Here is a 12,655-nt window from a genome sequence, read left to right on the forward strand (position 1 = left end):
GGATCGCTACGAGAGGACTGACCCCAGCCATGCCGATCTGGTTCGCATACACGTTGATCGTGTTGCTGATCATCACGAGCATTCTGCTCACCATGCTTATCCTGCTGCACCGCGGCAAGGGCGGCGGTCTGTCGAGCATGTTCGGCGGTGGCGTCAGCTCCAGCCTCGCCGGCTCCTCCGTGGCAGAGAAAAACCTGGACCGTTACACCGTTCTGGTGAGCGTCGTCTGGTTCGCCGCCATCGTCGGGCTCGGGCTCTGGCTCCGCCTCCAGATGAACAGCGGCACCTGAGCACGCTCGTTCAGTCGTACAATCTGCGCGCGGTCCGTCACTCGACGGGCCGCGCGCAGGCTTTTCTCCGCTGCACCGCGTCGCCCGCCGTCCACCCCTGTTTGATGGCGGGTCCCCTCCGACGACAGGAGCGAGCAGCCGTGCCCAGTGGCAACGTCATCCGCGGCGCCCGAGTCGGTTCCGCGCCCATGCGCCCCGACGAGCGACACGCACCCGCCCCCCGACAGGACGTCACCTACTGGTGCCGCAACGACCACCGGATCGACATCCGGATCGCCGCGGACGCCGAGGCGCCTCCCCGGTGGGACTGCCCCCGGTGCGGCCTGCCCGCCGGCCGGGACGCCCAGAACCCGCCCGGCCGGACCCGCGCCGAACCGTACAAGAGCCACCTGGCGTACGTGAAGGAGCGGCGCACCGCCGAGGAGGGGGAGGCCCTGCTGAACGAGGCGCTGGCGGCGTTACGTCGCCGCCGGGGCGAGTAGGCGGCTCCGACTAGCGCAGGCTGCGCAGTCGTGCCGGTACGTCGGCTGCCGCTGCCCGGTCCAACAACCAGCGGGTGCGGCCCACCCCGTGCACCCCGGCGGCCGGCAACTGCACCGGCCCGGCACCGGCCAACGCCATGCCCACCGCGCGAGCCTTGTCGGCGCCGGCGGCCACCAGCCAGACCTCCTCGGCGGTGTTGATCGCCGACAGGGTGAGCGTTGTCCGCGTCGGCGGCGGCTTGGGGCTGCCCCGCACCGCGCTGACCGGCCGGGTCTCGTAGCCCACCGGGTGCTCGGGGAAGACCGAGGCGACATGCCCGTCCTCGCCGACGCCCAGCATCAGCACGTCGAAGTGCGGCAGCGTGGCGTGCCCGGGCCGGGCGGCGTGCGCCAACTCCTCCGCGTACCCGGCAGCAGCCGCCTCGGGGTCGTTGCCGGCCGGGCCGTCCGAGGCTGGCATCGGGTGCACCCGGGCCGGGTTCAGCGGCACCACGCCCAGCAGGGCGGCTCGGGCCTGGGTCTCGTTGCGGTCCGGATCACCGGAGGGCAGGAACCGCTCGTCGCCCCACCACACGTCGACCCGGGACCAGTCCACCGCGTCGCGGGCGGGCAGCGTCGCCACCGCCCGGTACACGGCCGCGGCGACCCGGCCGCCGGTGAGCACCACCGAGGCCTCGCCCCGGTCGGCCTGGGCGTCGAGCAGCTTCACCAGCAACCGGGCCGCCACGGCCTGCGCCAGCAGGTCGGCGTCGGCGTGGACGGCGACACTCGCCTCACTCATGGAATGCGCCTTCGTTTCCCGACCGCGCGGCGGTCGCTGTCGCGTCGTGCCCGGACCGGTTCGCCCGAGATGGTGTGCTCCGGGGCAGGGACCGGTCTACACCGGCCCCTGCCCCGACGTCGTGCCCCGGCAGGGCCTCAGCTCTCGCCGCTGGTGCCGGAGTGCGCGGTGACCCCGGCCTCGGCGCGCCGCGCGGTGGCCGGATCCTTCCACACGTGCACCCGCTGCGCGGGGCGCTGCTCCAAGCCACGCAGCCCGACCGTCGCGCCCAGCGCCTCCGCGTACACCTGGTCGGCGTCCAGACGCCGCAGCTCCTCCGCCAACTCGTCACCGAGCGGACGGCGGACCAGCGGCAGGGCCCGGTCGTCCTGGCCGGTACGCCGGAACACCGCCATGCTGTCCTCGCGGGTCAACGACAGCTGATCGCCGTTGGCGCAGCTCAACCGCACCTCCCGCATCCGGGGAAACTCGTCGGAGTCCACCCGGTGCGGCGTGATGCCGAGCCGGCTGGACAGCCAACCGACCATCAGCGCGGCCGTCGGGTCGGTGGGCGGCGCGACCACCGTCGCCTCGACGACCCGCTCGCTCGCGGTGTCGAACGCCCCGGCGACCAGGGTCCGCCACGGGGTGATCCGGGTCCACGCCAGGTCCGTGTCGCCCGGGGCGTAGTCCCGGGCACGCTGCCGCAGCGCCTCCACCGGGTCGGCGGCCTGCGCCGAGTCGGTGATCCTGCGGTCGGCGACCACCCCGAGGAAGTCGGTGGCGATCTCCGCCGGCGGCTCGCCGTGCCACCAGGTGACCACCGGCACGTCCGGGACCAGCAGCGGCATGACCACCGACTCGGCGTGCAGGGCCAACCGGCCGTACATCCGGGTGACCACGGCCTCGCACGGGCCGAGCCGGCCACCGACCACGATCTCCGCGTCCAACCGGTTGCGGTCCCGCTCGATCTCGGAGCGAACCACCACCACGAGCCGGCACGGGTGGGCGGCGGCGGCGATCGTCGCCGCCGCCTCCGCCTCGCGGACCCGCTTCTCGTCCACCACCACGATGAGAGTGAGCGCCATGCCACTGGCCACGCCACCGGCGCTGCGCCGCTCGGCGGCGAGCGCCTTGACCACCTCGTTGCCGGTGGTGTCCCAGAGCCCGATCATGCTCTTCTCCAAGCGCGGCCCTCGCGGGCCAGCATCTCGTCGGAGGCGCGCGGCCCCCACTCGCCGGCCCGGTACGGCTCCGGCTTGGTGCCCACCCAGGCGTGCTCCAGTGGGTCGATCACCTGCCAGCTCTGCTCGACCTCGGCCGCGTCCGGGAACAGGGTGCGGTCGCCGATCAGCACGTCCAGCACCAGCCGCTCGTACGCCTCGGGGCTGGACTCGGTGAACGCCTCGCCGTACTGGAAGTCCATCGCGATGTCGCGGACCTCCATCGTGGTGCCCGGGACCTTCGAACCGAACTTGAGCACCACACCCTCGTCCGGCTGCACCCGGATGACCAACTGGTTGTTGCCCAGCGACTCCATGTCGGCGTCGTTGAACGGCAGGTGCGGCGCCTTCTTGAACATGATGGCGACCTCGGTGACCCGCCGGGGCAGCCGCTTGCCGGCCCGGATGTAGAACGGCACCTCCGCCCACCGGCGGTTCTGGATGCCCAGCCGCACCGCCACGTACGTCTCCGTGGTGGAGTCGGTGGGGACGTCCCGCTCCTCCAGGTAACCGACCGCGCGCTCGCCTCCCACCCACCCGGGCAGGTACTGGCCGCGCACGGTGTCCCGAGCCACGTCCTTGGGCAGGGTGATCGCCTTGAGCACCTTCAGCTTCTCGGCCCGGATCTCGTCGGCGTCGAAACTGGTCGGCTCCTCCATCGCCACCAGGGCGAGAAGTTGCAGGAGGTGGTTCTGGAGCACGTCCCGGGCGGTGCCGACCGTGTCGTAGAAACCGGCGCGGGTGCCGATGCCCACATCCTCGGCCATGGTGATCTGCACCGAGTCGACGTACTTGGAGTTCCACAGCGGCTCGAACAGGTTGTTGGCGAACCGCAGAGCGAGGATGTTCTGAACGGTTTCCTTGCCCAGGTAGTGGTCGATCCGGAAGACGTCCTCCCGGGTGAACACGTCGTCGACGAGGTCGTTGAGGGCCTTCGCCGAGGGCAGGTCGTTGCCGAACGGCTTCTCCACGACGACCCGACGCCAACCGCCGGACTTCTCGTTGTCGGCCATCCCGGTGCGGGCCAGTTGCTTGAGCACGACGGGGAACGCGGCCGGGGGGATGGAGAAGTAGAACGCCGCGTTGCCGGTGATGCCGTGGGTCTGGCGCAGGTCGTCGAGCGTCGAGGCGAGCTGGTCGAAGGCGTCGTCGTCGTCGAACGACCCGCCGACGAACTTGATGTTGCCGGCCAGCCGTGCCCACACCTCGTCCCGCCAGGGGGTACGAGCGTGCTTGCGGGCGGCCTCGCACGCGAGGGTCTCGAAGTCGCCGTCACCCCAGTCGCGGCGCGCGAAGCCGAGCACCACGAAACCGGGCGGCAGCAGCCCCCGGTTGGCCAGGTCGTAGACGGCAGGGAGCAGCTTCTTGCGAGCCAGGTCGCCGGTCACCCCGAAGATCACCAGAGCGCACGGCTCCGGAATCCGGGGCAACCGGCGGTCCTGCGGGTCGCGTAGCGGGTTCACCGAACCGCCTCCTCGCTCCGCTTCAGTCACGTCGTCCATCCTCACGCCGGCAGATCACCGGCGGCGTCGAGCAGTTGGGCGACACCGGCGGCACGGTCGGTCAGATGCAGCCGCAGCACCGGGCGTTCCCGACCGGCGAGCGCCTGCCGGTCCCCGGCGGCCTGCGCCGCCTGCAACTCACCGAAGGTGTACGGCTTGCCCGGCACCGCCAGGTCCTCGGCGACCGCGCCGGTCACCTGGAGGTAGCTGCCCACCTGCGGGCCGCCCTTGTGGTACTGGCCCGTGGAGTGCAGGAACCGCGGACCCCAGCCGAACGTGACCGGCCGACCGCCCGCCTGCGCCAGCAGCGGCCGCAGCCGGGCCGTGTCGGCGTCGGCGAACCGGTCGAGGTACGCCATCACCGCGAGGTAGCCGTCGTCGCCCAGCCCGTCGAGCAGCCAGCGCAGCACCCCGGCCAGGTCCCCGGGAGCACCCTGCGGGGCGTACACCTCGATCGCGCCCTCGGTGAACGACGGCGACTCCGCCGGCAGGCCCGAGGCCAGGATCTTGTTGGTGTTCTCCTTGGACTCGGTGACGTTCGGCTGGTTGAACGGGTCGATGCCGAGCACCACGCCGGCCACCGCGGTCGCGTACTCCCAGGCCAGGAACTGCGCGCCCAGCGGGCCGTTGACGGCCACGTCCGGGGTGGCGCCGCCACCCGGCACGTCACCGGGGGCCAGCGAGCCGCCGTAGCTGACCGTCAGCACGTCCGCACCGGTGGCGCCGGGGCTCTGCGGCGACTCCACGACCACCGGGAGGATGCCCACCCCGGCCTTGCCCGTCGACTCGGCGATCAGCTGCTCGGCCCAGTCACCGAGACCGTCGATGCCGGTGCCGTCGGAGACCAGGGCGACCTTGTCCCGGGCCAGCGTGGCCGCGGCACCCAGGGCGGCGCCCAGCGCCAACGCCGGATTGTCCCGGTCCGCGCCGAGCGACGCGGCCAGCGCGTCGGCCTGGTCGAGGAGTTCCGCGACCTCGACCCCGGCCAGCGCCGAGGGCACCAGGCCGAACGCGGTGAGCGCCGAGTACCGGCCGCCCACGTTCGGGTCGGCGAGCACCGTGAACGCGCCCATCTCGGTCGCGGTGGTCTCCAGCGGCGAACCCGGGTCGGTGACGATGACGAAGTGCCGGCCGGCCTCTGCCTCGGTCATCCCGGCGTCGAGGAACGCCTGCCAGTAGACGCGACGGTGGCTGTCGGTCTCCACCGTCGACCCGGACTTGCTGGCCACCACCACGACGGTGCGTTCCAGCCGGTCACCGAGCGCCGCCCGGACCTGGCCCGGGTCGGTGGTGTCCAGCACGGTCAGCGGCCGGCCCAGCGTCCGGGTGATCACCTCGGGGGCCAACGACGAGCCGCCCATGCCGGCGAGCACCACGTGGTCCAGGTCGGCCAGCTCGGCTTTCAGCTCGGCGAGCTGCACCAGCAACTCGCGGCTGCGCTGGTGGGTGTCGACCCAGCCGAGCCGGACCTTCGCCTCGGCCTCGGCGTCCGGACCCCACAGGCTCGCGTCCTTGCCGGCCAGCTTGCCCGGGACGCCGGCCTTGACCAGCGCGTCCCGGGTCGAGGCGGGCGCGGACTTGTCGACCGCGTCCGCGCCGTACACGGCGAGGCCGGCAGCGGCCTCCACCGGTCCTGCGAGTAGGTCGCTCATGCCGTCACCTCCGCGCTGAACTTGCTGATTCGCGCGCTCATGCGCCACCGGTCTTCTCGGCGCTCTTGGCGTTGCCCTTGGCGGCCTTGTTCGGCGCACCCGTGCCCTTGGCCGCCGCCTCCAGCGACTTGCGGACGCCGTCGAGCAGCTCCTGCCAGCTGGCCTCGAACTTCTCCACGCCCTCGCGCTCCAGGGTGGCGATCACGTCGTCCATGTCCACCCCGACCGACTCCAGGTCCGCGAAGACCTTGCGGGCCGCGTCGTAGGAGCTGGTGATCGTGTCGCCGCGGGTCTCGCCATGGTCGGCGTACGCGTGGATGACCGATTCCGGCATGGTGTTGACCGTACCGGGGGCGATCAGCTCCTCGACGTAGATGACGTCGCGGTAGTCCGGATTCTTCGTCGAGGTGGACGCCCACAGCGGCCGCTGCGGGTGCGCGCCGGCGGCGGCGAGCGCCTTCCACCGGTCGGAGGAGAACACCTCGGTGTAGCGCTCGTACGCCAGCTGGGCGTTGGCGACGGCGGCCTTGCCCTTGAGGGACTTCGCCTGGTCGGAGCCGACCTTCTCGAGCCTCTTGTCGATCTCGGAGTCGACCCGCGAGACGAAGAACGATGCCACCGAGCCGATCTTCGACAGGTCGTGGCCGTTGGCCTTGGCCTGCTCCAGGCCGGTGAGGAACGCCTCCATGACCGCCGAGTAGCGGTCCAGGCCGAAGATCAGCGTCACGTTGACGCTGATGCCCTCGGCGAGGGTGTCGGTGATCGCCGACAGGCCCTCCTCGGTGGCCGGGATCTTGATGTAGAGGTTGGGGCGGTCGACCAGCCACCACAGGGCCTTGGCCTCGGCCACCGTCTTGTCCGCGTCGTGCGCGCTGCGCGGGTCCACCTCGATGGAGACCCGGCCGTCGACGCCCTCGCTGCCGTCGTACGACGGGCGCATCACGTCGCAGGCCCACCGCACGTCGTACGTGGTGAGCATGCGTACGGCCTCTTCCACGTCCACGTCACGGGTGGCGAGGTCGCGAAGCTGCCAGTTGTACTCGTCGGCGTCGCTCAGGGCCTTTGCGAAGATCGTCGGGTTGGTGGTGACACCGGCCACGTGCTTCTCACGGCGCAGCTCGTCCAGCCCGCCGGAGCTCAGTCGCACCCGGGAAAGATCGTCGAGCCAGACCGCCACACCCGCGGCGGTGAGCTCATTCAACTTGTCCGTCATGCCGTCCACGCTCCCTCAGTTGCCGGTCGTGAAACCGGTGATGTCGCCCACCCGGGCCAGCGAGGCGTGTGCCGCCGCCACGATCCGGTCGCCGGTGAACCCGAACTGCTCGAAGAGCACGGTGTGCGGGGCGCTCGCCCCGTAGTGCTCCAGGCTCACGCTCTCGCCCAGATCACCGACGATGCCGCGCCAGGACATCGCGATGCCCGCCTCCACGCTCACCCGTGCCTTTACCCCACGGGGGAGCACCGACTCCCGGTACGCCTCATCCTGCTCGTAGAACCACTCCTGGCAGGGCATCGAGACGACCCGGGTCGGGGTGCCGTCGGCCTCCAGCCGCTCCCGGGCGGTCAGGCAGAGCTGCACCTCGGAACCGGTGCCGATGATGATCACCTGCGGCTTGCCGTTGGACGCCTCGGCCAGCACGTAACCGCCCTTGGCCACCCCCTCCGCGCTGCCCAGGACGTCGCGGTCCAGGGTCGGCAGCGGCTGGCGGCTCAGCGCCAGCGCGGTGGGCCGGTCGGTGTGCTCCAGCGCCTGCCGCCAGGCCCAGGCCGTCTCGTTGGCGTCCGCCGGACGGACCACGTCCAGCCCCGGGATGGCGCGCAGCGCGGTCAGGTGCTCCACCGGCTGGTGGGTCGGGCCGTCCTCGCCCAGGCCGATCGAGTCGTGCGTCCACACGTAGGTGACCGGCAGCTTCATCAGCGCGGCCAGCCGCACCGACGGGCGCATGTAGTCGCTGAACACCAGGAACGTGCCGCCGTACGGGCGGGTGCCGCCGTGCAGGGCGATGCCGTTGAGGACCGCGCCCATGGCGTGCTCACGGATGCCGAAGTGCAGCGTGCGCCCGTACTCGTGACCGGGGAAGTCCTTGGTGGCGTGCGCGGCCGGGATGAACGACGGCTCGCCCTTCATCGTGGTGTTGTTGCTCTCGGCCAGGTCGGCCGAGCCACCCCACAGCTCCGGGAGCACCGGCGCGAGGGCCTCCAGCACCTTGCCCGAGGCGGCGCGGGTGGCGACGCCCTTGGCGTCCGCCGGGAAGACCGGCAGCGCGTCGGTCCAGCCGTCGGGGAGTACGCGACCAGCCATCCGCTCGTAGAGCGCGGTGCGCTCCGGGTTGGCCTTCTTCCAGGCGTCGAACGCGCCGGTCCACTCCTGCTCGGCGTCGGAGCCGCGGCCCATCACCGTGCGGGCGTGGGCGAGCACCTCCTCGTCCACCTGGAAGGTCTGCTCCGGGTCGAAGTCGAGGATCCGCTTGGTGGCCTTCACCTCGTCGGCGCCGAGCGCCGAGCCGTGGATCTTGCCAGTGTTCTGCTTGTTGGGCGCGGGCCAGCCGATGATGGTGCGCAGCGCGATGAAGGACGGGCGGCCGGACTCGGCACGGGCGGCCACCAGCGCGGCGTACAGCGCCTCGGCGTCCTCGTGGTAGTCACCCTGGTCGGCGTCGCCGCTGCGCCAGTCGACGGTCTGGACGTGCCAGCCGTACGCCTCGTAACGCGCGGCCACGTCCTCGCTCTTGGCGATCCGGGTGTCGTCCTCGATGGAGATCTCGTTGTCGTCGTAGATCACCGTGAGGTTGCCCAGCTGCTGGTGCCCGGCGAGGGCGCTGGCCTCGTGGCTGATGCCCTCCTCGATGTCGCCGTCGGAGACGATGCACCAGATGTTGTGGTCGAAGACCGACGCGCCGGGCTCGGACTCGGGGTCGAACAGGCCGCGCTCGCGGCGGGCCGCCATGGCCATGCCGACCGCGTTGCCCAGGCCCTGCCCGAGCGGGCCGGTGGTGGTCTCCACGCCCGGGGTGTGCCCGTGCTCGGGGTGACCCGGCGTGAGCGAGCCCCACTGCCGCAGCGACTTGAGGTCGTCCAGGCTCAGCGGGTAACCGGACAGGAACAGCTGGATGTAGAGCGTCAGGCTGGAGTGCCCGGCGGAGAGGACGAACCGGTCCCGGCCGGGCCAGTTCGGGTCGGCCGGGTTGTGCCGCATGACGCGGTTGAAGAGGAGGTACGCCGCGGGCGCGAGGCTCATCGCGGTGCCCGGGTGGCCGTTGCCGGATTTCTCTACGGCGTCCATAGCTAGCACGCGGACGGTGTCGACGGCCCGGCGATCGAGGTCGGACCAGTTCAGTGCGGAGTGCTCGGGTCGTTTGGCAGCCACGATGGTTGTGCTCCTCGGCAGATGGGCGGAACCCTCACCGATGACCTTATCGAGCGTCCCTAAACGCGCGCCCGGGGATCTCGCATGGTGTGCGCGAGGTGACGTTCCGGGATGCTTGGTTCAACCCGGTGGTGTGACGGCCCGCACCGTTGTCGGGTCGGCCGGGCAGCCAAAACGACAACGCGTAGTGTGTGGGTCGGTGTGCGGGCCCGTGCGGTCCCGACCGATCCGATCTCCCCGTGCCCGATGCCGGAAGGTGGCAATCCGTGAGCATGATCACCGAGCGCCCCGCGAGCAATCCGGCCGGGCAGCACCCGGCACGGGCTGCCGAGGGTCCGGTGGCCCGGCGGGACGTACGCGCGATGGTGTCGGCGTACGTGGCGCTCACCAAGCCGCGGATCGTCGAACTCCTGCTGGTCACCACCGTCCCGGCGATGATGCTCGCCGACGGCGGGCTCCCGTCGCTGTGGCTGATGGCCGTCGTGCTGATCGGTGGCTCGCTCGCCGCGGGCGCGGCAAGCGTGCTCAACTGCTACATCGACCGGGACATCGACCAGTTGATGCGGCGTACCAAGCGGCGGCCGCTGCCGGCGCACACCGTGTCACCGCGTAACGCGCTGGTCTTCGGTCTGGTCCTGGCGGCGGTGTCGATCGCCCTGATGGCGGCGTTCACCAACCTGCTCGCCGCCGGGCTGACGCTCGCCGCGATCGTCTACTACGACGTCATCTACACGTTGTGGCTCAAGCGCTCCACCCCGACGAACACCTTCTGGGGCGGCGCCTGTGGGGCGGCCCCGGTGCTGATCGGGTGGGCGGCGGTGACCGGCTCGCTGGCGCCGGCCGCGTGGGGGCTCTTCGCGGTGGTCTTCTTCTGGCAGATGCCGCACTTCTACCCGCTCGCCATGAAGTACAAGGACGACTACGCCCGCGCCGGGATCCCGATGCTGCCGGTGGTGGCCTCGGTCCGCCGGGTGAACGCCGAGATCCTGATCTTCGCCTGGCTCACCGTGCTCACCTCCCTGGCCGTCTGGCCGCTGGGGCTCAGCGCGATCTACGGGGTGCCGACTTTGGTGGTGGGGGCCATCTTCGTGCTCGAGGCGCACCGACTCTGCCGGCGCGCGACTCGCGGCGAGGCGGTCAAGCCGATGCGGCTGTTCCACTGGTCCACGACGTACCTGACGATCGTGTTCCTCGCCGTCGCGCTCGACGCGCTGATCTGACCCGTCCTCGCCGGCAGCGCCTGGCGACGCGCTCCTGACTAATCATGGCCATGGATGAGTTGTCCGGGTTTAACGTCACATCAGAGTAACTTTCAGCATGAGTCGGATCGACTCAACTGTGTCGGCCGGACGGCGATTTGGCCGCTATCTTTGTGAGCATAAGTCCGGATATAACCGGGCAGGTGACGCGTGGTCGTCGTTAAACCTCTAGGTAATTGGCATCACAAAAGGTTCATGGTTCTCGCCCGAGCGGGTGCGAGTCTGCTTAGGCTTCGCGTCATGGCAGATGGTTCCGATACGACGCTGACGGCCGAGCAGACCGCCGAGCAGGCACCCCAGGGCCTGGTCGCGAGCCTTCAGGCATTCGCCGCCGGCCACGGCGGCGCGAAGGCGGTCATCGAGTACGTCGGCAAGCGTGGCGCGCGAATCGTGCTGGTGGGTTCCGACGGCGAGTGGGGCGACCAGTTCGCCGACGACACCGTCACCGCACGGGAGGCGTGCGCCAAGGCGGGAGTCACCGTCGAGAACGCCTGGGAGCGTGAACTGATGGACCAGATGCGCCCCAGCAACGACCTCTGGCGGTCGATGGCCCGCCGCACCATGGCCCGCTGAACAGCCAGCTCAATTGACCACCCATCACCAGTCGACCCGGGGGGAACCCCGGGTCGCTCTCGCCACCTGTGCCGACCTCGTCGACCTCGACCCGGACGACCGGCTGGTCCTCGCCCCACTCCGGGCCCGTGGCATCTCCGTCGCGACCGAGGTCTGGGACGACCCCGACGTCGACTGGTCCTCCTTCGACCTGGTCGTGCTCCGATCCCCCTGGGACTACGCGCTGCGCCGCGACGAGTTCGTCGCCTGGGCGGCAACCGTCCCGGCGCTTGTCAACCCGGCCGACGTGGTTCGCTGGAACACCGACAAGCGGTACCTCGCCGAGCTGAGCGCCGCCGGGGTGCCGACCGTACCGACGTCGTGGGTCGAGCCGGGGGAGCGCTGGCAGCCACCCGCCGAGGCCGGCGAGTACGTGCTCAAGCCCGCGGTCAGCGCCGGCAGCCAGGACACCGGCCGGTACGACCTGGCCGACCCGGAACACCGGGACCTGGCCACCGCACACGTCCGCCGGCTCTCCGACGCCGGCCGGGTGACCATGGTCCAGCCGTACCTGCGGGCGATCGACACCGAGGGTGAGACGGCGCTGCTCTTCCTGGCCGGCCCGGACGGGCTCGCCTTCAGCCACGCGATCCGCAAGGGCCCGATGCTCACCGGTCCGGACCTCGGCCCGGACGGGCTCTACAAGGCCGAGGAGATCAGCGCCCGTACCGCCCGACCCGCACAACTGGCGGTGGCCGAGCGGACGCTCGCCGCGGTGCCCGGCGGCACACGGCAACTGCTCTACGCCCGGGTCGACCTGATCCCCGGCCCGGACGGCGAGCCGGTCCTGGTCGAGCTGGAGCTGACCGAGCCGTCGCTGTTCATCGGGTACGCCGACGGGGCACCGGACCGCCTCGCCACCGCGATCGCCACCCACCTGGCCCGCAAGGCCTGACCCGCCGCCGAGCGCCCGGCGGCGATGGCACAGCGCCCGCAGGCCCCTGTTTGTCGACTCGGCTTCGCCGTGATCGACTCGGCTCTTGTGTGACCGACTCAGCTCTTGTGTGATCGACTCGGCTTTCCGGAAGTCGGCCCGTCGGACCGGCCCGGACGGCGCGGATTCAAGGAAACCGAGTCGATCAGAGCAGGCAGGCAGGCACCTGCCCCGAAGTTGTGCGGATCGTGCGGCCGTGAGACCCACGTGCCCGGATCGCGGACGGCGGGTTGCTGCGTTCCGGCCGGCACGGAGCGTCTGCGCCGTCAAGGTCACGCAACATCTCGGATGTAGTGGCATCACGCACGCCCGACCCCACTAGAACCAGGATCGAGCACGATCTTGGCGGCATGGACGCCCCGAACTCTTTGCCGGCCTCTCGGGGCGCTGCGCGTCGCCAAGATTCGCGCAATATCGGGGATGTTGCTGGCTCCGGCGCGTCGGAGGCAGCAACATCGGGGAAGTTGCGCAGATCTTGGCGCGGGGCGCGGGGCGCGGGGCGCGGGGCGCGGGGCGCGGGGCGCGGGGCGCGGGGCGCGGGGCGCGGGGCGGGGCGCGGCACGGGGCGGGGCGC

11 protein-coding genes are annotated in these 12,655 nt (G+C 71.2%); 5 read left to right on the forward strand and 6 right to left on the reverse strand.

Translation table 11 applies throughout. From position 1 onward, the window contains the following. The first annotated feature begins 29 nt into the window (after nucleotides 1-29). Nucleotides 30-290: a preprotein translocase subunit SecG gene (secG, locus tag AB0C01_RS16860; protein ID WP_355033235.1), complete on the forward strand. Its 261-nt coding sequence runs from the start codon at nucleotides 30-32 to the stop codon at nucleotides 288-290. 140 nt (nucleotides 291-430) lie between these two features. Next, on the forward strand, nucleotides 431-772 hold the full coding sequence (locus tag AB0C01_RS16865; protein ID WP_357251395.1) for an RNA polymerase-binding protein RbpA: 342 nt from the start codon (nucleotides 431-433) through the stop codon (nucleotides 770-772). A 10-nt stretch (nucleotides 773-782) separates the two neighbouring features. Here the strand turns inward: AB0C01_RS16865 and pgl are convergent, their stop codons facing one another. The 6 genes from pgl to tkt all read right to left on the reverse strand — a co-directional run bounded on the left by pgl (nucleotide 783) and on the right by tkt (nucleotide 9,276). After that, on the reverse strand, nucleotides 783-1,553 hold the full coding sequence (gene pgl, locus AB0C01_RS16870) for a 6-phosphogluconolactonase (RefSeq protein WP_357251398.1): 771 nt from the start codon (nucleotides 1,551-1,553) through the stop codon (nucleotides 783-785). Between the two features lie 137 nt (nucleotides 1,554-1,690). Further along, entirely contained in the window at nucleotides 1,691-2,707 is a 1,017-nt protein-coding gene (locus tag AB0C01_RS16875; protein ID WP_357251400.1) for a glucose-6-phosphate dehydrogenase assembly protein OpcA, read from the reverse strand. Further along, a complete protein-coding gene (zwf, locus tag AB0C01_RS16880; protein WP_357251403.1) occupies nucleotides 2,704-4,257 on the reverse strand; it encodes a glucose-6-phosphate dehydrogenase in 1,554 nt (517 codons plus the stop codon). The genes AB0C01_RS16875 and zwf overlap by 4 nt, the downstream gene beginning before the upstream one ends. Before the next feature lie 2 nt (nucleotides 4,258-4,259). Beyond that, a complete protein-coding gene (locus AB0C01_RS16885; RefSeq protein WP_357251405.1) occupies nucleotides 4,260-5,909 on the reverse strand; it encodes a glucose-6-phosphate isomerase in 1,650 nt (549 codons plus the stop codon). A 37-nt stretch (nucleotides 5,910-5,946) separates the two neighbouring features. After that, a complete protein-coding gene (tal, locus tag AB0C01_RS16890; protein ID WP_357571548.1) occupies nucleotides 5,947-7,122 on the reverse strand; it encodes a transaldolase in 1,176 nt (391 codons plus the stop codon). Between the two features lie 15 nt (nucleotides 7,123-7,137). Beyond that, complete coding sequence (gene tkt, locus AB0C01_RS16895; protein WP_357251411.1) at nucleotides 7,138-9,276, reverse strand: transketolase; 2,139 nt, start codon at nucleotides 9,274-9,276, stop codon at nucleotides 7,138-7,140. A gap of 266 nt (nucleotides 9,277-9,542) precedes the next feature. Between tkt and AB0C01_RS16900 the strand changes: the two genes are divergently transcribed. The 3 genes from AB0C01_RS16900 (at nucleotide 9,543) to AB0C01_RS16910 (ending at nucleotide 12,042) form a co-directional block, all read left to right on the forward strand. Next, a complete protein-coding gene (locus AB0C01_RS16900; RefSeq protein WP_357251414.1) occupies nucleotides 9,543-10,496 on the forward strand; it encodes a heme o synthase in 954 nt (317 codons plus the stop codon). Nucleotides 10,497-10,775: 279 nt separating this feature from the next. Continuing rightward, nucleotides 10,776-11,108, forward strand: coding sequence for a hypothetical protein (locus AB0C01_RS16905; protein ID WP_357251416.1), 333 nt, complete (start codon nucleotides 10,776-10,778; stop codon nucleotides 11,106-11,108). 13 nt (nucleotides 11,109-11,121) lie between these two features. Further along, nucleotides 11,122-12,042 (forward strand): hypothetical protein, encoded by a 921-nt coding sequence (locus AB0C01_RS16910; RefSeq protein WP_357571549.1) that lies wholly within the window; start codon nucleotides 11,122-11,124, stop codon nucleotides 12,040-12,042. Nucleotides 12,043-12,655 lie beyond the last annotated feature (613 nt).

The sequence above is a fragment of the Micromonospora sp. NPDC048905 genome, assembly GCF_040649655.1.
In the GTDB taxonomy this organism is placed as follows: Bacteria; Actinomycetota; Actinomycetes; order Mycobacteriales; family Micromonosporaceae; genus Micromonospora.